Source organism: Streptomyces sp. NPDC023541, from assembly GCF_055559995.1.
In genome coordinates, this window is sequence record NZ_JBVHJO010000004.1 from 561,517 (window position 1) to 584,445 (window position 22,929).

Here is a 22,929-nt window from a genome sequence, read left to right on the forward strand (position 1 = left end):
GAACTCAAGCGGATATGCCGAAGGCGCGACGGACGGTTGTCCGTCGCGCCACCGGAAGGGGTGAAGAGTCGTAACTTTCCCGTACGGTTCGCGTTCGAGCGCGCTAGAAGTACGGCCTCGCAAGGCCCGACCTGGGCTCGCAACTAGGCCGCAGCACAAGTCTCCTGGCGCGACACCGGGCGTCCGCGCTATCCGACCGCGACCCGCCGGACACTCCCTGGTTGCGGTACCGCGGCCAGCAGTTGGCGGGTGTAGGGATGGGCCGGACGGTCGTAGACCTCGTCCACCGGGCCCTCCTCGACGATCTCACCGGCCCGCATGACGGCGACCCGGTCGCTGACCTGCCGGACCACTGCCAGGTCGTGCGCGATGAAGACCAGGGCGATGCCGGACTCCCGCTGGAGTTCCGCCAGCAGGGCGGTGACCTGTGCCTGCGTGGTCACGTCGAGGGCCGAGACGGGCTCGTCGCAGACGATGAGCCGGGGCCGGGGCGCCAACGCCCGCGCGATGCCGACCCGTTGGCGCTGGCCGCCGCTGAACTCGTGCGGGTAGCGGTCGTAGTGCCCGGCCTCCAGTCCGACGCGCTCCAGCAGTTCCCCGACGCGGGTCCGCAGGGCCGCCGTGTCCCGTTCCCCGGCCGCGCGCAGCGGGTCGGCGATGGACTCGCCGACGGACCGGCGCGGGTTGAGGGAGGAGACGGGGTCCTGGAAAACCATCTGCACGCCCCCCGCGACGCCGGTGGCGGGGAGCCCCCCGCGGCGGATCTGCCCGGAGTCAGGCTGCAGCAGTCCGACGAGCATCCGCCCGAGCGTGCTCTTGCCGGAGCCGCTCTCGCCGACAATGCCGAGGGTCTCCCCGGCGCGCACGGTGAGGGACACTCCGGCGACGGCGGCGACCCGCCGCCCCCGCCTGCCGAACTCGCGCCGCAGTCCGACGGCTTCGACGACGGGCACCTGCGGCCCCGTCGGCGTTCGGGGCGCGGGGTCCGGGGCGGGGTCCCGGGAACGGCGCGGCCCGTCCAGCCTCGGCACCGCAGCCAGCAGCTCCCGCGTGTACGGCTCGGCGGGGGCGGTCAGCACGGAGGCCACCGACCCGCGCTCCACGGCGGAGCCGTCGCGCATGACCAGCAGTTCGTCCACGCTCTCCGCGGCCACGCCCACGTCGTGGGTGACCAGCAGCAGGCCGAGTCCGCGCTCCTCGCGCAGGCCGTGCAGCAGGTCCAGGATCTGGGCCTGGACCGTCACGTCCAGCGCGGTGGTCGGCTCGTCGGCGATCAGCAGCCGCGGGTCGCAGGCCAGCGCCATGGCGATGAGGGCCCGTTGCCGCATGCCGCCGCTGAACTCGTGCGGCCGCGCCCGGGAGCGGCGTACGGCGTCCGCGATGCCCACCCGGTCGAGCACCTCGACGGCCCGGGCGCGGGCGGCGCGCCGGGAGGCGCCCGAGTGGATCCTGTGGACCTCGGCGATCTGGTCGCCGATGGCGAGGTAGGGGTCCAGGGAACTCAGCGGGTCCTGGAAGACCATGGCGGCGGTCCCGCCGCGCAGGCGGCGCAGTTCGGCGGACGTGGCCGCGGCCACGTCGGTGCCGTCGACCCGGACGGTGCCGGCCAGCCGTGCGCCCGTGCCGCGGTGCAGGCCCAGCAGGGCCGCGGCCACGGTGGACTTGCCGCTGCCGGACTCGCCCACGATGCCCAGGGCGCGGCCTTTCCGGAGGGTGAAGGAGACCCCGTCCACGGCCCGTACCTGGTCGCCCGCCGCACCGACGGGGAAGTCGACGACGAGGCCCGCGACCTCGACGAGTGGCTGTGTCATGCGAGGGCCACCCTTCGGTCCGCGGCGGCGTAGAGCAGGTCGGCGATCGCACCCGCGAGGACGACGGCCGCGCCGATCGCGAGGACGACGCCCACCACGACGGGCAGGTCCACGACCCGCACCGCGTCGATGAGGGTCTTGCCGAGACCGGGGATCCCGAACAGCGACTCCGTCAGCACCGCGCCGCCGATCATCGTGCCGAAGTCGACGGCGCTGAGGGCGATCACGGGGGCGACGGCGCCGCGCACCGCGTGCCGGGTGACGAGGGCCCGCTCCCCCACCCCGTAGGCGCGGAAGGTGCGGATGTGGTCCTCGGCGAGCGTCTCCAGGGTCGAACTGCGGCTGAGACGAGCGTATTTGGCGCTTTCGAAGAGGCCGAGGGTCAGCCAGGGCAGCAGCAGGTTCCAGGCCCACTGTTCGGGGTCCTCGGTCAGCGGCACGTACGTCGGGAACGGCAGCCACTGGAGGTGGGCACAGACGGCCATGAGCAGGAGCAGCCCCAGGATGAAGACGGGCGTACCGGTCCCGGCGAGGGTGAGGACGGTCAGCAGGCGTTCGGTGATGCCGCCGCGGCGCAGCGCGGACAGCAGCCCGGTGCCGACGCCGACCAGCAGCCAGATCGCCAGTGCGCCCAGCGCGAGCGACAGGGTGGCGGGCAGTCTGGTCAGGATCAGCCCGGTGACCTGCTGGTCGGTCTGGTACGAGAATCCCAGGCAGGGCGCGTCGCAGTGCAGGGCCTGCCCGGCGCCCGCGGAGTAGTCCCGGCCGGCCACCAGCCCCTGGAGGAAGTGCAGGTACTGGGCGACGGCCGTTTCGTTCAGCCCGAGCTGTTCGCGGACCTGGGCGATCTGCTGCGGGTTGCAGCGTTCTCCGCAGGCGAGGCGGGCGGGGTCGCCCGGGGCGAAGTAGAAGAGGACGTGGATGAGGACGGACAGGGCGAGCAGCACGAGCAGTGCGCCGCCGATCCGTTGGAGCACGAAGCGCCTCACGCCTTGCTCTCCTTTCCGGTGCCGACCCGCAGGCGGGAGCCTTCGCGCGGGTCGAGGGCCGTGCGGACCGCGTCGCCGAGGACGGTGAAGGCGAGCACCGTGACGAAGAGCAGCCCGGCGGGCAGCAGGACGTAGGCCGGGTCGGCCCGGAACCACGTCTGGGCGCTGGAGAGCATCTGCCCCCAGGAGGGGGTGGGCGGCTTGACGCCGACCCCCAGGAAAGAGAGGGAGGCCTCGGCCACCATGGCGGTCGGCACCTTGAGGGCGGCGATGGTGATGACGGGGGCGGCCAGCGAGGGCAGCAGTTCGCGGCGGGCGATCCGCAGGGTGCCGCTGCCGGAGAGGCGGGCGGCGTCCACGAAGTCGAGGCCGCGCAGGGCGAGGGTCTGGGCGCGCACCATGCGGGCGGTGCCGCCCCAGTCGAAGAGCCCGATCAGGACGATGAGGAGCAGGGGGCGCGGGAAGTCGGGCGGGACGACCGCGGTGAGGGCGATGCCGATGACCAGCATCGGCAGGGCGATCATCACGTCGGTGGCCAGGCCGATGAGCCGGCCCGCGACCCGGCCGCCGAGTGCGGCGGCGAGTCCGACGCCCACGCCGACGGCCGTCTGCACGGCGACCGCGCCGAGGGCGACGAGCAGGGAGATCCGTGCGCCGTAGAGGAGCCGGGTGAACAGGTCGCGGCCGGTGCCCGGCTCGACGCCGAGCCAGTGGTCGGCGGAGATCCCGCCGAAGGAGCCGAGGGGGACGCCGCCGCGGGCGGAGTCCACGAGGTCGTCGTGGTACGCGCCCGGGTCCTGTCCGGTGAGGTGCGCGAGCAGCGGGGCGGCGAGCGCGAGGAGGACGAGCAGGGCCAGGACGGCGGCGGCCGCGACGGCGGAGGGCCGTCGGCGTACCCGCCGCCACAGTCGGCGTCCGGCGCCGGCGCCCGGGGGGACGGCCCCGGGCGCCGGTGCGGACCGTTCGAGGGCGAGGCTCACTTGACCGCGACCTGCGAGATGTCGAGGACGCCGGTCCAGTCGCTGATGACGACGTTCTTGACGTCCTTGCCGACGAGCCGCTTGTAGACCGGGTGGAAGAGCGGCACGGTGAGGGCCTGCTCGCCGATCTTCCTGTCGAGTGCGCCCCAGCGCTTGCCGGCCGCGGCGAGGTCGGTCAGCTTGGCGATCTCGTCGATCTCGGCGTTGACGGCCGGGTCGTCGAGCTGCGCGTGGTTGTAGTTGGAGCCGCCGGTCACGATCTGGCGGCCGTCGAAGATCGGGGCGAGGAAGGGGCCGCCGGAGGGCCAGTCGGCGCCCCAGCGGGAGAGGAAGAAGCCGGGCGTGTTCTTGGCGTCCCAACGGCGCTCGTTGAAGGCGTTGTTCTCCAGGCCCTCCAGCTTGACGGTGATGCCGGCGGCGGCGAGGGCCTGCTGGACGGCGGTGGCGACCTCGGGGCTGGTCTGGCGGTTCTGCGCGGTGGAGTGGGTCAGGGTGACGGTGAGCCCGTCGGGGAAGCCCGCCTCCTTCAGCAGCTCCTTCGCCTTGGCCGGATCTCCCGTCCTGCCCGCCGGGAAGTGGTCGTACGGGGTGAAGCCGAAGGCCTCGCGCTCGGGCAGGAAGGTGGTGGCGGGCTCGGCCAGCGCGGAGCCGCCGGCGGCGTTGACCACGCTGGTGCGGTTGATCGCGTGGGATATCGCCTGGCGCACCTTCGGGTTGTCGAAGGGCGCGACCTTCGGGTTGAAGGCGATGTAGTTGGTGTAACCGAAGTGGCCGGTGCCGACGCGGCCGGCGAGCCCGTTCCTGTCGGCGGAGTCGCCGATCTGCGCGAGCTCCGCCGGGCCGAGGTTGGTGTCGGTGGTGATGGCGGCGGCGTCGGGGCCGGCGCTGGTGGTCAGGCGCTGGTTGATGACGGCGGAGTCGAGGCCGGAGCGGACGTCGATCTTGTCCGGGTAGGCCTTGCGCTCCTCGTCGGTCTTCTCGTCCCAGTGCTCGTTGCGCTCCAGGGTGAGGTGCTCGCCGTCGTTCTCGTTCCTGACGACCTTGTAGGGGCCCGAGGAGACCGGGTGCGCCTCGTACGTGGCGCCGGTGTCCTTGGCCTTGGGGACGGGGGCGAACTGCGTCTGGGTGGCGACGAAGGGGAACTCGCCCTCGGGCTTTCGCAGTTTGAAGACGATCGTCTTCGCGTCGGGCACGGCGATCGAGTCGAGCCCCTTGCCGCCGTCCTTGTAGGGGCCCTCGTAGGACTCGCCGCCGACCAGCCAGTCCCGCAGGTAGGGGGCTCCGCCGGACAGCTCGGCGGCGAAGGAGCGCTCGATGCCGTACTTGATGTCGGCGGTGGTGATCGGGGAGCCGTCCTCGTACTTGAGGCCGTCCTTGAGGGTGTAGGTCCACTCGGTGGCGTCGGCGTTGGGCCTTCCGGTGTCGGTGGCCAGGTCGGGCACGACCTTGGTGCCGGCCGCGCCGTCCTCGCGGTTGCGGGTGGTCAGCGTACGGAACACCAGCGAGGGAACGTTTCCGCCGCCGGAGGTGTAGAGCCGGGCCGGGTCGAAGTCGTTCTGCGGCTCGGAGTTGAGGACGGTCAGCGTGCCGCCCTTCTGCGGCGCACCAGCGGCGCCGGGCTTGCCGCCGGCGGCGCCTGCCCCGTCCGCGCCGTCCTTGGGCCCGCAGGCGGCGGCACCCCCGGCCAGTACGAGGCTGACGGCGGCCGCGGCCACGCGGCGCGATATGTGGGACTGACGCAACATCGGAGAAGGACCTCTCGGCGTGAAGGAAGAACGGAAGGGCCACGCGAGGGGCGGCGATCAGCGATCAGCGGCGGTACCGGACCGGCACCGAACAGGAGGAAGCCGCGCCTGCGGGCATGGGTGTGCCCGGGCGCGGCGGCGTCACGAAAAGGACGAAGAGGGTCGCTGCGCGGTCGGGCCGGCGTCAGCGACAGAAGATGTCGGCCACGCTGTGCGCGGCCACACCGAGGAGCGCCAGCTCAATGGCGGCGCTCGCGGTCAGGGTGTGGCGGTGCGACATGCGGAGAACCATGACCGATGATCGGACGGCTTGTCAACGCGATCGTCACGGCGCTCCGCCGACGCGGCGTCAACTCTCGGGAAATGCCCAGGGGTTGGGCTTGCACTGGATGCCGTCGATGTTGAGGGACTTGGTCTGCTGCTGCATGACCGGGGCCAGCGCGCCGGGGGTGCGGCAGTTGACGTGGCCGTGGCCGAGCCGGTGGCCGACCTCGTGGTTGATGAGCATCTGGCGGTAGGTGAGCATCTGGTCCGGACCGTAGGTCTCGGAGCCCTGGGCCCACCGGAAGGCGTTGATCATCACCCGCTCGGTCTTCGCCGAGTCGCAGGACACGTTGCCGACGATGGTGTCGAGGCCGGACTTGGCACACCAGACGCCGGTGGTGCCGGGGCTGGCGAGCGTGATCACGAAGTCGGCCTCGCCGCCGGGTACCCGTTCGAAGGTCTTCGTACCGCCGTGGCCCCAGCTGCGGTCGTCGTTGAGGGTGCGGTGGACGGCCTCGGCGAACAGCTGCGGGTCCAGGCCCAGGCCCTGCTCGACGTCGACCCTGTAACGCACGGTCTTGCCCTTGCCGGGGGCCTTGGCCACGCCGGGCACGGTGTCGAAGGTCCCGGGCCCGGTGAGCTTGGGGTCGAGGGGCAGCTGCGCCGCCATCTGCTGCTCGTACGTCAGCTCGGGCGCGGGCGCCGCGGCGGAGGGCGCCACGGGCGCGGCCACGCCGCCGTTCGGGGTGGGGCGGCCGTCGGAGCGGGAGGCGGCGGTGTCGCTGCGGTCCTTCCCGGTGGCGGCGGGCGCGCCGGCCCTGGCCTCGTCGGCGTCGCCGTCGAGGTACGCCTGGCCCGCGACGACCACCGCGAGGACGGTGGTGACCGCGGCCGCGGCCATGCCGGTGTAGGTACGCGCCTTGCGGCTGCGACCGGAGCCGGACTCGGACCCGGCCGGCTCCACGACGGGGTCGGCCGGCACCCGCGGGCCGGGTACCCGGCGGTGCGAGCCGGTGGAAGTGCGGGGGTCGGGCGCGGCCTCTTCGGGCATGACCTGCGGGAAGCCCACGGCGGGCGTGCCGAAGGCCGGGGTACCGGAGGGCGGGGTGCCGGAGTCCAGGCGCGCGGCGTGGGCCGCCACCCCGGCCGCGGGGGACTCGGTGCGCGGGCGCGGCACCCCGCGCCAGTCCCCGTACACAGAACCGGAGTCGGAGGCGGAGTCGGGCCGGGCGCCCCAGGCGCCGCCGGGTTCGTACTGCTGGGGGTGGCCTCCGGCACGCGTGCCGGAGGCGGGCAGGTCCTGCGGCACGTACCCCTGGTGGGTGACGGTCGATTCGGGCCACCCGGCGAACGGGTCGTCGTTGCCGAAGACGTCGTTGCCCAAGGCCTCGTTCGCCGAGGCTTCGCTCCCGAAGACCTGGTTGCCGAAGACGTCGTTCGCGTACTGGTCCCCGTACCCGGCGGGATCGGGGTGCGCCTGCGGGCGCGCTGCGGCGGGCGCCTGCGCCGGAGCGGACTCCGGAGCGGGCGCCCCGGATTTTCGACTGTGTCGTCCCACGACCCCTCAGCCCCTGCCGTCTTCGGTGTCCCCGTCCGCAGCCCCCGCGCGGGTGTCGCGCAGCAGCTCCGTGAAGGCGGCGGCCACCACCTCGGGGTACTCCATCATCGCCACGTGCCCGGCCTCGGGCAGACACAGCAGCCGTGAACCCCGGTAGGAAGCGGCGGCCTTGTGCGCCATACGGTACGAGACCAGCTGGTCCCGGCCACCGTAGACCAGCAGGCACGGGGCGAGCACCCGCTGCGCCTGGCGCCACAGTCCGTGCTGGCCGCCGAGGGTGTAGGCGTCGACGATGCCGCGTGACGTGCGGGTCATCGCGTCCCAGAAGTACGGGAGGGCCATCCGGCGCTCCATCTCCTCCACGGCGTTGCGGAACCCCTCGGGAGTCACCCGGGAGGGGTCTCCGTAACAGAGGTCCGTCACTCCCCGGGTGCGCTGTTCGGCGGTGAGGCCCCGGGTCATCCGGCTGAAGAGCGAGGCCACCCCGGGCAGCGCCAGGAGCGCGGTCGGTACGGCCGACCGCTGCACGCGCAGCTCGGGAAGGGCCGGCGAGACGAGCGTCAGGGTGCGCACAAGGTCGGGGCGGACGGCGGCGACCCGGGTGGAGACGGCGCCGCCGAGGGAGTTCCCGAAGAGGTGGACGGGTCCGCGACCGGCGGCGTCCAGGTGGCGGATCACGGCCCGGGCGAACGCGGTGACGGAGTAGTCGCGGTCGGCGGGTGGCGGGGACCAGCCGAAGCCGGGCAGGTCCACGGCCTCGCCGTCGACGGTGTCCGCCAGCTGCTCCATGAGCGCCGACCAGTTCTGCGAGGAACCGCCCAGCCCGTGCACGAAGAGGGCGGGCGGCAGGTCGGTGCGCCGCGGCGGGCGCACCCGGACGGCCAGATCCAGTCCGGGCAGCGCGGCGGTGCGCAGCTGCTCTCCGTCGGCCACCCGGACCGCTCCCAGGGGGGAGGACAGTTCGGCGGTGGACCGCACGCCCGGCAGCTCGGTCGAAGACATGCGGGCAATGTTACGAGAGGATCACGCTCCACTTGTTGTGTTCGCGGTCACAGACACATCGCGGATCCTGGTATCCGCATAGCGGTGCCCCCGCGATCCTCCTAGGCTCGTAAGTGACACAAGGAAGCGAGGGGAGCGGCGATGACTGTCGACCCTGCGGAGCCGGACACCTTCCGGGAGCGGTTTGCGGAATCCCTCGATCCTGAGGCCCCCGAGGCGGATGTGGCGGAACAGCAGGCCGATCTCCGGCCTGACGACGACGATCCCGACAACGGCCGGCAGGCCGGCCAGGCCGAACAGGCCGCGGACGGCGACGCCGCCGAGCAAGCGCGGGTGGTGCGGCTGGACGAGGACGACTACCGCTGACCGACCGTCGAGCGACCGCTGACCAGCGCCTCCGGGCCGTCCGTACCGCGAGAAAACTCGGCTCGGACCCCCCAGATTCGGTTACCGAAAAGTACGATGGCGGCGCGGCGCAGAGCGCCTGTGTTCTGAGAGAAAGTGGGAGGCGGCGTGACAGCCATCGAGCAGACCGAGGCAGCGCGTCCGCGGGGCACGCGACTGCCGCGCCGAGCCCGGCGCAACCAGCTGCTGGGCGCGGCCCAGGAGGTCTTCGTCGCCCAGGGGTACCACGCTGCCGCCATGGACGACATCGCCGAGCGCGCCGGAGTGAGCAAGCCGGTGCTCTACCAGCACTTCCCCGGCAAGCTCGACCTGTACCTGGCCCTGCTGGACCAGCACTGCGAGTCGCTGCTGCTGGCCGTGCGCACCGCGCTGGCGTCGACGACGGACAACAAGCTTCGCGTGGCCGCCACGATGGACGCCTACTTCGCGTACGTGGAGGACGAGGGCGGCGCCTTCCGGCTGGTCTTCGAGTCCGACCTGACGAACGAGCCCGCGGTGCGCGAGCGCGTCGACCGTGTCTCCCTCCAGTGCGCGGAGGCCATCTCCGACGTCATCGCCGAGGACACCGGCCTGTCCAAGGACGAGTCGATGCTGCTGGCCGTGGGCCTGGGCGGGGTCTCCCAGGTCGTGGCCCGCTACTGGCTCTCCAGCGAGAGCCCGGTCGCCCGCGACACCGCGGTCGGCCTGCTGACCTCCCTCGCCTGGCGCGGCATCGCCGGTTTCCCGCTGCACGGCACGGAATCCTGACGGTCGCCGCGCGGTCCTCGCGGTGTTCGCTGCCAGCGTGTCCGCTCTGCGCGGTCCGCATCCCCTCTCCGGGCTAATGTGGACCGCGTACGGCGCGGCTGATCGCGCGAACCGGATCGTCGGAGGGACAAAGCCGTGGAGGTCAAGATCGGCGTGCAGCACGCACCCCGGGAGATCGTGCTGGAGAGCGACCTGAGCGCCGAGGAGCTGGAGAGCATCGTCAGCGCCGCGCTGTCCGGCAACGAGCCGCTGCTGAGCCTCACCGACAACAAGGGCCGCAAGGTCCTGGTGCCGTCCGACCGCCTGTCGTACGTCGACCTGGGTGAGCCGACCGCACGCAAGGTCGGTTTCGGAGCGCTCTGAGAAGCTCTGGGAACTGTCCGAAACGGCCCGGTGGTTGATTCCACCGGGCCGTTTCCCTTTCTTGGGCTTCGGGTAGGACCGCAGTGACCCGGTTTGCCCTGACGTATGGGAGAGACCTCATGGTGCTGATGGAAGTGCTCGGCTCCGCGCTGTTGGGCCTCGCCCTGTCCGCCGCGGCCGTCCGAGTGCTCGCGCCCCGACTTCCTTCCCGAAGGACGGTGCTGGTCAGCGGGGTGGCCGGGGCGCTGTTCGGCGCCTATCTCACCCACTTCGCGCTGGGCCCGGGGCACAACACCCTGATGGCGACCTTCGTCGGCGCGGTGCTGGTCTCGGCCGTGGTGCTGTCCCTGCTGCTCCGTCCGGCCCACGGGCCCCGCAGGCGTCCCCACAGGACTCCGTTTTCGCTCCCGTCGCGGGGGTGATTCCTGAGGCCGGGCCGCCGAGGCCCGGTCCCCCGGACCGCGTACGTCGGCCCCGGCGCGCACGCGGCGCGCCGGGGCCGACGACGTAAGGGACCGTCAGATCAGGCTGCGAGGCCGAGGGCCGCCATCCGCTTGGTGTGGGCCTTGGTGATGCGGGTGAACATCTCTCCGACGGCCGCGAGGTCGAAGCCCGCCGCCATCCCGTCGACACCGCCGACCAGCATGGTCGAGAGCGCGTCGCGCTCGGCGACCACGCGCTGGGCCTGCGAGAGGGCCTCGCCCATCAGGCGGCGGGCCCACAGCGCGAGCCGGCCGCCGCAGCGCGGGTCGGCCTCGATCGCGGCGCGCACCTTCTCCACGGCGAAGTTGCCGTGGCCGGTGTCGTCGAGCACGCCGAGCACCAGGGCGCGGGTGTCGGTGTCCAGGTGGGAGGCGACCTCACGGTAGAAGTCACTGGCGATGGAGTCGCCGACGTACGCCTTGACCAGGCCCTCCAGCCAGTCCGACGGAGCGGTCTGGCGGTGGAAGTCGTCGACGCCCTGGGCGAAGGGCTGCATGGCGGCGGTCGGCTCGACCTCGATCTTCGCGAGGCGGTCCCGGAGCTGCTCGAAGTGGTGGAATTCGGCGGAGGCCATCGCGGCGAGTTCGGCCTTGTCGTCCAGGGTGGGCGCGAGCTTCGCGTCCTCCGCGAGGCGCTCGAAGGCCGCGAGCTCCCCGTACGCGAGCGCGCCGAGCAGGTCCACGACGGCGGCCCGGTACTGCGGCGAGGCAGATGCGGTCGCCCAGTCCTGCGAGGCGATCCCCGTGGCTTCGGCGGGGGTGCTGTCGTCGGCGGGCGAGGCGTTTTCTACGGTCGGCATGCTCCGCACAATAGCCCGCCGAATGGCGCCTCAGGTCACCACGCGTGCTCGTAGCCTGTCCACCTAAACCCACCTGCCCGGTGAATTCACCCGACACACCTGCGCGATTCCGGGGTACAGTGGTAATGCGCCTGCCGAATAGTCGGCGGGCCATCCGAATGAGGATGCCCGGTCGGTGGCCCGATCGGCTCCAACCGACCGCCCTCGGTGTGGTGCGTACGTCCATGCGTACCGCCTCCCACGAGGGGCCCCCTCAGCGGCAGATGCGCTTGAGCGAAGGCTAGTGGTCCCGCGCAGCTTCGTACGTGGCAGTACTGCAAGCACAGCACGGTAGGACCCCCCTCGCCGCCTCGCGCCGCGTCTCACAGAAGAGGCAGCACCCTGACTACGTTCCGAGACCTCGGGATCCTTCCCGAGACGGCCGAAGCCCTTGAGGCCGTCGGCATTGTGTCCCCCTTCCCGATCCAGGAGATGACCCTCCCCGTCGCCCTTTCCGGCACGGACGTCATCGGCCAGGCCAAGACCGGCACCGGCAAGACGCTCGGCTTCGGCCTTCCCCTGCTGGAGCGGGTCGTCGTCCCCGCGGACGTCGAGGCCGGCCGGGCCACCCCCGACAAGCTGACCGACGCCCCGCAGGCCCTCGTGGTGGTTCCGACCCGCGAGCTGTGCACCCAGGTCACCAATGACCTGCTCACCGCCGGCAAGGTCCGCAACGTCCGCGTCCTGGCCATATACGGCGGCCGCGCCTACGAGCCCCAGGTCGAGGCCCTCAACAAGGGCGTCGACGTGATCGTCGGCACCCCCGGCCGCCTGCTCGACCTGGCCGGACAGCGCAAGCTCGACCTGTCGCACGTCCGCGCGCTCGTCCTGGACGAGGCCGACGAGATGCTCGACCTGGGCTTCCTGCCCGACGTCGAGAAGATCATGGGCTACCTGCCCGCCAAGCGTCAGACGATGCTGTTCTCCGCGACCATGCCGGGTGCGGTCATCGGCCTGGCCCGCCGGTACATGACCCAGCCGACGCACATCCGCGCCGTCTCCGAGGACGGCGAGGGCGCGACCGTCGCCAACATCGCGCAGCACGTCTTCCGTGCGCACAACATGGACAAGCCGGAGCTGGTCTCCCGCATCCTGCAGGCCGAGGGCCGCGGCCTGGCCATGATCTTCTGCCGTACCAAGCGCACGGCGGCCGACATCGCCGAGCAGCTGGAGCGCCGCGGCTTCGCGTCCGGCGCCGTCCACGGCGACCTGGGCCAGGGCGCGCGCGAGCAGGCCCTGCGCGCGTTCCGCAACGGCAAGGTCGACGTGCTGGTGTGCACCGACGTCGCCGCGCGCGGCATCGACGTCGAGGGTGTGACCCACGTCATCAACTACCAGACGCCCGAGGACGAGAAGACCTTCCTGCACCGTGTGGGCCGTACCGGCCGCGCGGGCAACAAGGGCATCGCCGTCACCCTGGTCGACTGGGACGACATCCCGCGCTGGCAGCTGATCAACAAGGCGCTGGAGCTGGACTTCCACGAGCCGGTCGAGACGTACTCCACGTCGCCGCACCTGTTCGAGCAGCTGAACATCCCGGCCGGCACCAAGGGCATCCTGCCGCGCGCCGAGCGCACGCGGGCCGGCCTGAAGGCCGAGGACCTGGAGGACCTGGGCGAGACCGGCGGCCGCGGTGGCCGTGGCGGCCGCTCCGCGCAGGCCGCCGCGGTGACCGAGGAGGGTCCGGCCCGTACCCGTACGCCGCGGCAGCGCCGCCGTACGCGGGGCGGGTCCGAGGCCGGCGCCGAGCAGGCGGCCGTGTCCCCGGTGGCCGAGGCCCCGCAGGCACCGGCCGTGGGCGACGAGACGCGCAGGCCGCGCCGCCGCCGGACCCGTGTGGGTGCGGTGCCGGTGCAGTCCGCGCCGGCGGTGGCCGAGGCTCCCGTGGCCGAAGCCGTCGTGGCTGCGGCTGCAGTGGCCGCGGTGACCCCGGTCGCCGAGGAGGCCCCGGTCAAGCCTCGGCGTGCCCGCGTCCGCAAGGCCGTGGAGAGCGCCCCGGAGCCGGACTTCCAGATGGCCCCGCCCGTCGAGCCGGCTCCCGTCCGGGCGCGACGCCCGCGCCGGGTCGTGGAGACGGCCCCCGAGCCGGACTTCCAGATGGCTCCGCCCGTCGAGCCCGTCAGGGCGCGGCGCACCCGCAAGGCGGCGGCCGCTCCGGTGACCCCGGTCGCCGAGGCCGCCGAGACCGCCGCGGTGGCGGAGGAGGCTCCGGTCAAGCCGAAGCGGACCCGTACCCGCAAGGTCGCGGAGGCCGCTCCGGTTGCCGCCGAGACCGCCGCGGTGGCCGAGGAGGTTCCCGTCAAGCCGAAGCGGACCCGTACCCGCAAGGTCGCGGCCGCGCCGGTCGCGGAGGCCGTCGCGGTGGCCGAGGAGGCCCCGGCCAAGCCGAAGCGCACCCGGACCCGCAAGGTCGCGGAGGCCGCTCCGGAGGCGTAGGACCACAGCACCCGACCGACGGCCCCGGCCCCCTTCCGAGGGGGCCGGGGCCGTCGGCGTACCCGGGCTGTGCCATGGGCTACGGGCCGGTAACCTCGGGCCATGAGCAAGCCCCCGCGCCTTACGCTGCCGTCCGCCGCCCGTGCGTACCGCCTGTCCACCGACCGCGGTTGCTTCGCCGTGCACGAGGCCGGCGAGCCGGTCCGCGGTACCGCCCTGCTGGTCCCGGGCTTCACGGGCAGCAAGGAGGACTTCGTCGCCCTGCTGGAGCCGCTGGCCGCCGCCGGCTACCGGGTGGTCGCCGTCGACGGGCGCGGCCAGTACGAGACGCCCGGCCCGCGCGATGAGTCGGCGTACGGCCTGGAGGAGCTGGCGCGCGACCTCCTCGCCCAGGTCCGCGCCCTGGGTGCGGGCCGCGTGCACCTGGTCGGCCACTCGCTCGGCGGGCTGATCTCACGCGCCGCCGTGCTGCGCGACCCGTCGCCCTTCGCCTCGCTCACCCTGCTGAGCAGCGGGCCGGCGGCGATCGCCGAGGAGCAGCAGGCGCGTACGAAGCTGCTGGTCGCGACGCTGGAGGCGATGGGGGACGACATGCCGGGGATCTGGGCGGCGATGCGGGCCCACGATCCGCAGGACGCGGCCGAGGACTCCCCCGAGCTGACGCACTTCCTGCGCGAGCGGTGGCTGGCCACCGTCCCCGAGCAGCTGATCGTCACGGGCCGGGCCCTGATCTGCGAGCCCGACCGGGTGGACGAACTCAGCCGGGTCCGGCTCGCGAAGCTGGTGCTGTCGGGGGCTGTGGACTACGCCTGGCCGGTCCCGCTGATGGACGCGATGGCCGAGCGGCTGGGCGCGCGGCGGGTGGTCGTGCCGGGGACCGAGCACTCCCCGAACGCCGAGGACCCGGCGACGACGGCTGCCGCGTTGGCGTCGTTCTGGGACGCCGCCAGCGCCATGTAGTTAGCCAGCCAAAAAATTTCCTTAGCGTAGGGAATGATTGCGGCATACACTTCGTTGAACCAGTGCAAGGAGAACACTGACGAAGGGAGAAGCCCCGTGCGCTTCGAGATTCTGCGCCTGGACGACGTCGACGGGACCGCCGTGGACAGCACCGTCGTGGACGCGGCCTCCGTCAACCGGATCGTGCAGCAGGCCGCTTACGTCGGCCAGCGCATCCTGATCCGACCGGCCGAGAGTGCGTCCATCTGACGCTCCGCGCGAAACGTCCACGCCCCCGCACCGGGACCGGTGCGGGGGCGTTCGCGTACGCGCGGCGGGGGACGGGGCGGGGGCGGTCAGGATCCCTGGACCACCTGGAGCACGCCGTTGATGATCTGCTGGACGGCGATCGCCGACAGCATCATGCCGGCGAGCCGGGTCACGAGGACGACACCGCCGTCCTTGATGACCCGGATGATCACCAGCGAGTAGCGCATGGTGATCCACAGCACGACGTGCATGGCGATGATCGCGGCCCAGACCGAGACCTGGCCGGCCGCCCCGTCCGCCTTCTGCACGGCCAGGATGACGGAGACGATCGCACCGGGCCCGGCCAGCAGCGGCATGCCCAGCGGGACCAGGGCGACGTTCACGTCCTTGGTCTGCTTGGGCTCGTCGTTCTTGCCGGTGAGCAGGTCGAGCGCGATGAGCAGGAGCAGCAGACCGCCCGCGATCATCAGCGCCGGGACGGAGACGTGCAGGTAGTCGAGGATCTGCTGACCGCAGAGGCCGAAGACCGCGATGACGCCGAAGGCCACGCAGACGGCCTGCCAGGCCATGCGGCGCTGCACCTTGACGGGACGGCCGGAGGTCAGCGCCAGGAAGATCGGCGTGATCCCCGGGGGGTCCATAATCACAAAAAGGGTGAGAAAAAGGGATCCGAAGACGGCGAAGTCGAACACAGTGATGCCTTGCAGGAGAGAGGGGTGTCGCGAAGAAGAAGTCAGGGACGGGTCGAGCGGGCCGCGAAGTGGCCGGTCAGCGCCCGCGTCCGCCGGCGCCCGGCACGGGGAAGGCCCCGGTCGCGCGGCGCGTGATCTCGCCGTAGATCTCGGGGTCGGTCGTGTACTCGCCCAGGCGGCAGGTCTTGCGGCTGCCGTGGTAGTCGCTGGAACCGGTGGCCAGCAGCCCGAGGTCCGCCGCCAGGCCGCGCAGCCGCGCGCGGGTGTCGGCGTCGTGGTCCATGTGGTCCACCTCGATGCCGTCCAGGCCCGCGGCCGCCAGCGCGGCTATCGCGGACTCCGGCACGCACCGGCCGCGCTTGACGGCGGCGGGGTGCGCGAAGACGGTGACACCGCCGGCGGCCTTGACCAGGCGTACGGCGTCGAAGGGGTCGAGCTCGTGCTTCTCGGCGTACGCGCGGCCGCCGTCGGCGAGCCAGTCGGGCGTGAAGGCGTCCGAGACGGTGGGTACGACGCCCAGCTCGACGAGGGCGGTGGCGATGTGCGGCCGGCCGACCGAACCGTCACCGGCGATCCGCGCCACCTGCTCCCAGGTGACGGCCACGCCGAGTTCCTGGAGCTTGCGGACCATGGTCCGGGCCCGCGGGACGCGGTCGTCCCGGACGAGTTCCCGCTCGCGGGCGAGCTCGGGCTCCTCGGGGTCGAAGAGGTAGGCGAGCATGTGCACGCCGATCCCGTCGAGCCGGCAGGACAGTTCGGCGCCGGTCACCAGGGTCAGTCCGGCGGGAAGGGCGGCGAGGGCCTCGCCGTACCCGCCGACGGTGTCGTGGTCGGTCAGCGCGACCACGTCCAGCCCGGCGGCGGCTGCGTTGCGCACGAGCTCGGCGGGGGTGTCCGTACCGTCGGACGCCGTGGAGTGCGCGTGCAGGTCGATGCGCACAGCCGAGCTCCATGGGTCGTACGGACGGGGGGACACCCCAGGATAACCGGGCGGAAGGTCCGGTTTCGCCGGAAGGATCTACGCCGGGGCACCCGGCCCTAGACGGGACCCAGGATGCGCGGGCTCAGCGCCCCGCACGGGAGGAGTTCGACCTCGGCGCCCCCTTCGCGCAGGTCGGTCAGGACCAGCTCGTCGTACAGCAGGAGCCCCGACTGCTGCGGCCAGACGATCGCCCACAGCCACAGGCCGCGCGCCTCGCCGGCGAAGACGGCCCGGTCGTCCGGGCCTCCGCCCACGTGCCACAGCGGCGTGGGACGGCCCGCCGCGACGACCTTGGTGTGGGGCGGCCCGGCCATGTTGATGGACGGGCCGGGGTCCGGACCGTCGATCCCCGCGTACCGCGCGCCCAGGCCTACGCCCAGCTCCTCCGCGATCAGCAGCAGCTCCCCCATACCCCCCACCGGCCCGGGACCCGAACAGGCGACCACCGTCGCCCGGCCCCCGCTGCGGTCGTCACCGGCGGACGCCACGCCGGTGAAGAGCCACCCCAGCGGCAGCGGCCACGGCATCCACACGGGAACCCGCGCCCGGTGCACGACCACGCCCAGGCCCTCCACGCTCGGCGGGATGACGGGTTGCAGGGGGTGGACGGCGCCGTGCGCCGCGCACTGCCAGGAGTCGGAGAAGAGTCCGGGCGCCCTGACCCGGCCACCGCACTTCGGGCAACTTGGTTCACCCCTCATAGGTAGCCACGCTCCTCCCCGCCCGGCCGCCAGTCAAGGCACGGTCACCCGTCCGGGCTGTCAGTCCAGTGCGACAGCGCTACGCAGAGGATCCCGCAGGTCCGTTCCGCGCGCGAGCCAGCGCTCCTGGAGGGCGGCCGCACCGTGAACCCGTTTCCAGGCCGCCTCGTTCGCCGTCATCGGCAGCAGCGGCAGGAACCGCACCGGTTCCATGGGCTCGTCGAGCTCCAGGTCCTCGACGAGACCGCCCGGTTCCGCCACGAGGACCGAGCTGAACGGCGCCCCCTCCCACAGCGGCTCGCCCACATCGAGCGAGGCACCCGGGGCCACGACCAGCCCCTCGACCTGCGGGGAGGCGGCAAGCACCGCGAGCGGCCTGAGCAGTTTGTCGGTGTCCGCCAGCCCCGCCCGTACGGTCAGCACCAGTTCGGCGCGCGGGCCGCGTACGGGGTCGGCGACCACGGCGGTCGGATCGGTCATCGGGTTCGCGGACATCCCGAGGGTCGCGTACCGGACGAGGTCGCCCTCGGCGAAACGGAGTACCTCGATGCGGTCGGTGCCCAGGAAGGTGACGGCGGCGCGGGCGTCGGGTTCACCGAACGCGGTGCGCAGCCGGGCCTCGACGAGGGCCAGAATTTCTGCCATGCAGCGAGCATAGAACTCGTATCAGCCGGGTAAAGGGCGGGTCTTGACCATCCGTCGGCTGATAGTGTTGACAGCTGTTCGGGGCCGCACGCAGAAGCGTTGTTTCAAGGCCCCGGAGACAGGACGTCCCCCACGGGGGACCGGCCGGAGGAGGTGGGGCTGCGGTGGATCGAAGTCGATCGTGCAGTACCAATCGCTCTTCCGCTTCTCCGGCGGGCGCTTCCCGCCCTCTGTGATCTTCTGATCAGTAGAAGAGCGACGGCAGAACGTTGTCCTCCCGTCCTGTTCCCTCCCGCTTGCCCGGGCCTGCCCGCCCCGCGTGTCGGAGGGTCTCCCACCCGTACGGTCCACAGCCGTGCGTGCGAAGGAGCCTGCCATGTCGATGCTGCCCTACCTGCGTGCGGCCGTACGCCCGTCCCTGCGCAAGCCCAACCCCGCACAGCCCGGCTACGACGCGACCCGCGACCCGTCGGCGAGCAGCGCGGTGGTCGACTGCGCCGTGTACCGCGACGGCCGCCGGGTGCTGGGCCGGGCGTGTCTGACGCCCCGTGAGGCGATCCGCCGGGTCCGTGAGGACGGCGGCTTCGCGTGGATCGGCCTGCACGAGCCGACGGAGGCCGAGTTCGCGGGGATCGCGGCCACCTTCGGACTGCACCCGCTGGCCGTGGAGGACGCGGTGCACGCGCACCAGCGGCCGAAGCTGGAGCGCTACGACGACACCCTCTTCACCGTCTTCAAGACCATCCACTACGTGGAGCACGCCGAACTGACCGCCACCAGCGAGGTGGTGGAGACGGGCGAGGTGATGTGTTTCACCGGCCCGGACTTCGTCATCACCGTCCGGCACGGCGGCCAGGGGTCCCTCAAGGGGCTGCGCCACCGCCTCCAGGACGACCCCGAGCTGCTGTCCAAGGGGCCCTCGTCCGTCCTGCACTCCATCGCCGACCACGTCGTCGACGGCTACATCGCGGTCGCGGCGGCGATGCAGGACGACATCGACGAGGTGGAGAGCGATGTCTTCGCGGCCCCCGCCAAGGGCAGCGCGCGCGGCGGCGACGCGGGGCGGATCTATCAGCTCAAGCGCGAGGTGCTGGAGTTCAAGCGGGCGGTCTCGCCGCTGCTGCGGCCGATGGAGCTGCTGAGCGAGCGGCCGATGCGGCTGGTGGACCCGGACATCCAGAAGTACTTCCGGGACGTGGCCGACCACCTCGCGCGGGTGCACGAGCAGGTGGTGGGCTTCGACGAGCTCCTGAACTCGATCCTCCAGGCCAACCTCGCGCAGGCGACGGTCGCCCAGAACGAGGACATGCGCAAGATCACCTCCTGGGCGGCCATCATCGCCGTGCCGACGATGATCTGCGGGGTGTACGGGATGAACTTCGACCACATGCCCGAGCTCCGGTGGGAGTACGGCTACCCGATGGTGATGGCGACGATCTTCGGCGCCTGCTTCACCATCCACCGCGCGCTGCGCCGCCACGGCTGGCTCTAGGGAGTTCCGCAACATGGCGTCGGCCGCCCGGCCCGACGGCAGGACACCCGCCAGGGCCCGCGCGGCGACCCCCTACCCTGTCCGCATGACTCTCAGCACGCTCGACCTGGCCCTCGTCGAGGAGGCCACCAAGAAGTCCGGCCTGATCTGGGTCCGCGGCGCCGGGGCCGACCGCGCCCTGTGGCACGCCTGGGTGAACGGCGCGGCCCACGTCCTGGGTGACGGGCCCGGCGAGCAGCCGTTCCCGGGGCTGGCGGACGGCGCGGGCGCCGAGGTGACCGTGCGGAGCAAGGACAAGGGCGGCCGGCTGGTGGCCTGGACGGCGACCGTACGGGAGCTCGCGCCCCGCAGCGAGGAGTGGCACGCGGCCGTGGCCGAGCTCAAGGGCAAGCGGCTGAACGCGCCCGACTCGGAGGACATGACCGAGCGGTGGGCGCGCGAGTGCCGGCTGCTGCGGCTGGAGCCGGAATCGGTGCGGTCCGAACTGCCGGACGGCTCGCTGGCCGCGGCCCCGCTGGGCTCCCCGGCGACGACCCGCAGGCCGGTCCCCGCGGCCCTGCCGAAGCTCCTGCTGAAGCGCAAGAAGGCCGCCCGGGGCTGACCGGGCGCACTCCCTAAGGTTTGGTGGGGTTCGCGCCCTGGCCCGAGCCCTTGGAGGGGGCCGGGGCCGCCTCGCCGCCCTGGTCCTTCGTCGTCGGCAGCTGGCTGCCGTAGTCGACCGTCTGGTCCTGCGCGGGCGGGTCCAGCTGGAACGGCTTGCCCCACTCCGCGAGTTCCACCCGGCCGGCGCCGCCGGCGCGCTCCATGAGCAGCGGGTAGGGGGTCCCCTCCAGGGACACCGAGAGCTTGCCGCCCTTGCCCTCGTCCGCGGTGACCTGGACCGCGCGCGTGTGCCCGACCTTGGTGTAGGAGCCCTTGGCGAGCTTGCCCTCCAGGCCCAGCAGTCCGTCCAGCAGGACGTCCATGTCGGTGAAGCCGCGGAACTGCTTGTAGGAGGGGTCGCCCTCGGGCACCTTCACGTACTTGTCGCCGAGCTTGCCGGCCGAGTCGGACTGGCCCCAGAACGCCGCGCTGGCCTTCAGGTAGAGCTGCTCCCCCACGCGCAGCAGCTGGAAGGTGTCCTCCTTCGACTTCACCTCGCCGGAGCCGCCGTCCGCCTTCAGCCGCATGTCGACGGTGAAGGACTTGCCGCCACTGACCAGCGTGCCGGACAGGTGCACCGAGTCGGCGCCGGTCGCGGCCGCCTTCGCCTTCTCCTCGATCTTGTCGGCGGAGAGCTTGCCGACGCCGTTCGTGCCCTCGTCCGGGTCGTCCCCGCACCCCGTCCCGGTCACGGCAAGACCCGCGCACAGCACACCGATGAAGGCGGCCCGGCGCAGCCGCGCGGCGGGGAAGTAGGCGGTCACGGGCAGGTGCCTCTCGTCGTTCGTCTGCGGCCAGCAGGCAGCGTACCCGTCCGTGTGCGGCGGCCCGCGACCGCTCCCCCGCGGTCCGGCGGTCCCCGGGCGGACCTCCCCACCAGGACGCCTTCCCGCGGCACGGGCTAGCCTGAGGGGCGGCACGACTGTCGACAGACGCTCTAGGAGGCGCTCGGATGGCTGCAGGCGCCCCGCGGATCTTCGTCTCGCATCTGTCGGGTGTGCCCGTTTTCGATCCCAACGGCGATCAGGTGGGCCGGGTCCGCGACCTCGTCGCCATGCTCCGGGTCGGCGGCCGTCCGCCGCGGCTGCTGGGCCTGGTGGTCGAGGTGGTCAGCCGGCGGCGGATCTTCCTGCCGATGACCCGGGTCACGGGGGTCGAGTCCGGTCAGGTCATCACCACCGGTGTCATCAACATGCGGCGCTTCGAGCAGCGCCCCACCGAGCGGCTGGTCCTGGGCGAACTGCTGGACCGGCGGGTGACCCTGGTCGCCAGCGGCGAGGAGGTCACCGTCCTGGACGTGGCCATCCAGCAACTGCCGGCCCGCCGGGACTGGGAGATCGACCGGATCTTCGTACGGAAGGGCAAGTCGGGTGCGCTGCGCCGGCGCGGCGAGGCCCTGACGGTGGAGTGGTCGGCGGTGACGGGCTTCTCGCTGGAGGAGCACGGGCAGGGCGCCGAGAACCTGGTCGCCACCTTCGAGCAGATGCGCCCCGCCGACGTGGCGAACGTCCTGCACCACCTGACTCCGAAGCGGCGCGCCGAGGTGGCCAACGCCCTCGACGACGACCGGCTCGCGGACGTCCTGGAGGAGCTGCCCGAGGACGAGCAGGTGGAGATCCTCGGCAAGCTCAAGGAGGAGCGCGCCGCCGACGTCCTGGAGGCGATGGACCCCGATGACGCGGCCGACCTGCTGTCGGAGCTGCCGGAGGACGACAAGGAGCGGCTGCTGACGCTGATGCAGCCCGATGACGCGGCCGACGTGCGCCGCCTGCTGTCCTACGAGGAGAACACCGCCGGCGGTCTGATGACGACCGAGCCGATCGTGCTGCGTCCGGACGCGACGGTCGCGGACGCGCTGGCCCGCGTACGGCAGGCGGACCTGTCGCCGGCGCTGGCGGCGCAGGTGTACGTGTGCCGGCCGCCGGACGAGACGCCGACGGGCAAATACCTGGGCACGGTGCACTTCCAGCGGCTGCTGCGCGATCCTCCGTTCACCCTGGTCAGCTCCATCGTGGACACGGACCTGCCGCCGCTGCGGCCGAACGCCTCGCTGCCCGCGGTGACCACGCACCTGGCCGCCTACAACATGGTCGCGGTGCCGGTGGTCGACGAGGGCGGCTCGCTGCTGGGCGCGGTGACGGTCGACGACGTACTGGACCACCTGCTGCCGGACGACTGGCGGGAGACGGAATTCCATTCCGAGGAGGCCGTCGGTGGCCGCTGAGCGAGGACGCTTCGACCGGGGGCGTGGCGAACAGGCGCGCGAGCGGCGCCGGGAGCAGATCCGGGAGCGGCGCGAGCAGGCGCGGATGCAGGCGCGCGAGCACGGGCTGGCGGCGGAGGCGGCGGAACGTTCCGCCGAGCGCGCGGCGAAGCCGTCGAGCGGGTCGAGCGCGCTGACGCGCCCGCGCGTGCGCCTGGACCTCCCGAGGGCGCCGCGCCGGTCCCTGCTGCCCGAATACGACCCGGAGGCCTTCGGGCGGCTGTCGGAGCGGGTGGCGCGCTTCCTGGGCACGGGCCGGTTCATCGTCTGGATGACGCTGGTCATCATCCTCTGGGTGCTGTGGAACGTCTTCGCGCCGGACGACCTGCGCTTCGACAAGTACCCCTTCATCTTCCTGACGCTGATGCTGTCGCTCCAGGCGTCCTACGCGGCACCGCTGATCCTGCTCGCGCAGAACCGGCAGGACGACCGCGACCGGGTCACCCACGAGCAGGACCGCAAGCAGAACGAGCGCTCCATCGCCGACACCGAGTACCTGACGCGGGAGATCGCGGCGCTGCGGATGGGCCTGGGCGAGGTCGCCACGCGCGACTGGATCAGGTCGGAGTTCCAGGTCCTGATCAAGGAGATGGACGAGCGCCGTCTATTCCCGGCGGAACGTGATGAAGGCGACCGCTGACGGGCTTTCCTGAGCCGTGCTACCGAGCCGTACCATCGGGGC

General features: G+C 72.4%; 24 protein-coding genes. 11 read left to right on the forward strand and 13 right to left on the reverse strand.

The window, feature by feature from the left end; genetic code table 11:
* Positions 1 to 188: 188 nt before the first annotated feature.
* The 7 genes from ACZ3X1_RS13055 to ACZ3X1_RS13085 all read right to left on the reverse strand — a co-directional run bounded on the left by ACZ3X1_RS13055 (position 189) and on the right by ACZ3X1_RS13085 (position 8,349).
* Positions 189 to 1,811: a dipeptide ABC transporter ATP-binding protein gene (locus tag ACZ3X1_RS13055; RefSeq protein ID WP_467279333.1), complete on the reverse strand. Its 1,623-nt coding sequence runs from the start codon at positions 1,809 to 1,811 to the stop codon at positions 189 to 191.
* The gene (locus tag ACZ3X1_RS13060; protein ID WP_467279337.1) at positions 1,808 to 2,800 is read right to left on the reverse strand and encodes an ABC transporter permease; all 993 of its coding nucleotides are present in this window, start codon (positions 2,798 to 2,800) and stop codon (positions 1,808 to 1,810) included. Before ACZ3X1_RS13060 ends, ACZ3X1_RS13055 begins: the two co-directional genes overlap by 4 nt.
* The gene (locus tag ACZ3X1_RS13065) at positions 2,797 to 3,780 is read right to left on the reverse strand and encodes an ABC transporter permease (protein ID WP_362626304.1); all 984 of its coding nucleotides are present in this window, start codon (positions 3,778 to 3,780) and stop codon (positions 2,797 to 2,799) included. The genes ACZ3X1_RS13060 and ACZ3X1_RS13065 overlap by 4 nt, the downstream gene beginning before the upstream one ends.
* Positions 3,777 to 5,525 carry an ABC transporter substrate-binding protein gene (locus tag ACZ3X1_RS13070; RefSeq protein WP_467279344.1) on the reverse strand — a complete coding sequence of 583 codons (1,749 nt, stop codon included), beginning with the start codon at positions 5,523 to 5,525 and terminating at the stop codon, positions 3,777 to 3,779. The genes ACZ3X1_RS13065 and ACZ3X1_RS13070 overlap by 4 nt, the downstream gene beginning before the upstream one ends.
* A 184-nt stretch (positions 5,526 to 5,709) precedes the next feature.
* A complete protein-coding gene (locus ACZ3X1_RS13075; protein WP_312847296.1) occupies positions 5,710 to 5,805 on the reverse strand; it encodes an Ms4533A family Cys-rich leader peptide in 96 nt (31 codons plus the stop codon).
* Positions 5,806 to 5,874: 69 nt separating this feature from the next.
* Positions 5,875 to 7,347, reverse strand: coding sequence for a DUF3152 domain-containing protein (locus tag ACZ3X1_RS13080; protein WP_467279350.1), 1,473 nt, complete (start codon positions 7,345 to 7,347; stop codon positions 5,875 to 5,877).
* Positions 7,348 to 7,353: 6 nt separating this feature from the next.
* Positions 7,354 to 8,349, reverse strand: coding sequence for an alpha/beta fold hydrolase (locus ACZ3X1_RS13085; protein ID WP_362626313.1), 996 nt, complete (start codon positions 8,347 to 8,349; stop codon positions 7,354 to 7,356).
* A gap of 141 nt (positions 8,350 to 8,490) precedes the next feature.
* Here ACZ3X1_RS13085 and ACZ3X1_RS13090 point away from each other — a divergent pair, with 141 nt between their 5' ends.
* From ACZ3X1_RS13090 to ACZ3X1_RS13105, 4 genes are all read left to right on the forward strand, one after another.
* Positions 8,491 to 8,715, forward strand: coding sequence for a hypothetical protein (locus ACZ3X1_RS13090; RefSeq protein ID WP_362626316.1), 225 nt, complete (start codon positions 8,491 to 8,493; stop codon positions 8,713 to 8,715).
* Between the two features lie 147 nt (positions 8,716 to 8,862).
* On the forward strand, positions 8,863 to 9,501 hold the full coding sequence (locus ACZ3X1_RS13095) for a TetR/AcrR family transcriptional regulator (protein ID WP_356815673.1): 639 nt from the start codon (positions 8,863 to 8,865) through the stop codon (positions 9,499 to 9,501).
* A gap of 135 nt (positions 9,502 to 9,636) precedes the next feature.
* Positions 9,637 to 9,864: a DUF3107 domain-containing protein gene (locus ACZ3X1_RS13100; protein WP_030831015.1), complete on the forward strand. Its 228-nt coding sequence runs from the start codon at positions 9,637 to 9,639 to the stop codon at positions 9,862 to 9,864.
* 119 nt (positions 9,865 to 9,983) lie between these two features.
* On the forward strand, positions 9,984 to 10,286 hold the full coding sequence (locus ACZ3X1_RS13105) for a hypothetical protein (protein ID WP_391694307.1): 303 nt from the start codon (positions 9,984 to 9,986) through the stop codon (positions 10,284 to 10,286).
* 101 nt (positions 10,287 to 10,387) lie between these two features.
* Here ACZ3X1_RS13105 and ACZ3X1_RS13110 read toward each other — a convergent pair whose 3' ends face one another.
* Entirely contained in the window at positions 10,388 to 11,146 is a 759-nt protein-coding gene (locus tag ACZ3X1_RS13110) for a ferritin-like fold-containing protein (protein WP_030029457.1), read from the reverse strand.
* A gap of 471 nt (positions 11,147 to 11,617) precedes the next feature.
* Between ACZ3X1_RS13110 and ACZ3X1_RS13115 the strand changes: the two genes are divergently transcribed.
* From ACZ3X1_RS13115 to ACZ3X1_RS13125, 3 genes are all read left to right on the forward strand, one after another.
* Complete coding sequence (locus tag ACZ3X1_RS13115) at positions 11,618 to 13,621, forward strand: DEAD/DEAH box helicase (RefSeq protein ID WP_467279361.1); 2,004 nt, start codon at positions 11,618 to 11,620, stop codon at positions 13,619 to 13,621.
* A gap of 102 nt (positions 13,622 to 13,723) precedes the next feature.
* The gene (locus ACZ3X1_RS13120; RefSeq protein ID WP_467279364.1) at positions 13,724 to 14,581 is read left to right on the forward strand and encodes an alpha/beta fold hydrolase; all 858 of its coding nucleotides are present in this window, start codon (positions 13,724 to 13,726) and stop codon (positions 14,579 to 14,581) included.
* Positions 14,582 to 14,677: 96 nt separating this feature from the next.
* Positions 14,678 to 14,830: a hypothetical protein gene (locus ACZ3X1_RS13125; RefSeq protein WP_167344722.1), complete on the forward strand. Its 153-nt coding sequence runs from the start codon at positions 14,678 to 14,680 to the stop codon at positions 14,828 to 14,830.
* Positions 14,831 to 14,916: 86 nt separating this feature from the next.
* On the opposite strand, the gene ACZ3X1_RS13130 is transcribed toward ACZ3X1_RS13125, so the two are convergent.
* The 4 genes from ACZ3X1_RS13130 to ACZ3X1_RS13145 all read right to left on the reverse strand — a co-directional run bounded on the left by ACZ3X1_RS13130 (position 14,917) and on the right by ACZ3X1_RS13145 (position 17,850).
* Positions 14,917 to 15,522, reverse strand: a complete 606-nt coding sequence (locus tag ACZ3X1_RS13130) for a MarC family protein (protein ID WP_356814789.1) — start codon at positions 15,520 to 15,522, stop codon at positions 14,917 to 14,919.
* Positions 15,523 to 15,598: 76 nt separating this feature from the next.
* Positions 15,599 to 16,462 carry a PHP domain-containing protein gene (locus ACZ3X1_RS13135; protein WP_356814788.1) on the reverse strand — a complete coding sequence of 288 codons (864 nt, stop codon included), beginning with the start codon at positions 16,460 to 16,462 and terminating at the stop codon, positions 15,599 to 15,601.
* A gap of 98 nt (positions 16,463 to 16,560) precedes the next feature.
* On the reverse strand, positions 16,561 to 17,205 hold the full coding sequence (locus ACZ3X1_RS13140) for a DUF6758 family protein (protein WP_356814787.1): 645 nt from the start codon (positions 17,203 to 17,205) through the stop codon (positions 16,561 to 16,563).
* A 60-nt stretch (positions 17,206 to 17,265) separates the two neighbouring features.
* Positions 17,266 to 17,850 carry a suppressor of fused domain protein gene (locus tag ACZ3X1_RS13145; RefSeq protein ID WP_356814786.1) on the reverse strand — a complete coding sequence of 195 codons (585 nt, stop codon included), beginning with the start codon at positions 17,848 to 17,850 and terminating at the stop codon, positions 17,266 to 17,268.
* Between the two features lie 376 nt (positions 17,851 to 18,226).
* On the opposite strand from ACZ3X1_RS13145, the gene ACZ3X1_RS13150 reads away from it, so the two are divergent.
* On the forward strand, positions 18,227 to 19,342 hold the full coding sequence (locus ACZ3X1_RS13150; RefSeq protein WP_356814785.1) for a magnesium and cobalt transport protein CorA: 1,116 nt from the start codon (positions 18,227 to 18,229) through the stop codon (positions 19,340 to 19,342).
* Positions 19,343 to 19,427: 85 nt separating this feature from the next.
* Positions 19,428 to 19,943, forward strand: coding sequence for a hypothetical protein (locus ACZ3X1_RS13155; protein ID WP_356814784.1), 516 nt, complete (start codon positions 19,428 to 19,430; stop codon positions 19,941 to 19,943).
* Positions 19,944 to 19,956: 13 nt separating this feature from the next.
* Here ACZ3X1_RS13155 and ACZ3X1_RS13160 read toward each other — a convergent pair whose 3' ends face one another.
* A complete protein-coding gene (locus ACZ3X1_RS13160) occupies positions 19,957 to 20,748 on the reverse strand; it encodes a hypothetical protein (protein ID WP_356814783.1) in 792 nt (263 codons plus the stop codon).
* Between the two features lie 188 nt (positions 20,749 to 20,936).
* Between ACZ3X1_RS13160 and ACZ3X1_RS13165 the strand changes: the two genes are divergently transcribed.
* Both ACZ3X1_RS13165 and ACZ3X1_RS13170 read left to right on the forward strand, forming a co-directional pair.
* Entirely contained in the window at positions 20,937 to 22,208 is a 1,272-nt protein-coding gene (locus tag ACZ3X1_RS13165; protein ID WP_031151459.1) for a magnesium transporter MgtE N-terminal domain-containing protein, read from the forward strand.
* 85 nt (positions 22,209 to 22,293) lie between these two features.
* Positions 22,294 to 22,887, forward strand: a complete 594-nt coding sequence (locus tag ACZ3X1_RS13170) for a DUF1003 domain-containing protein (RefSeq protein WP_356814795.1) — start codon at positions 22,294 to 22,296, stop codon at positions 22,885 to 22,887.
* Positions 22,888 to 22,929 lie beyond the last annotated feature (42 nt).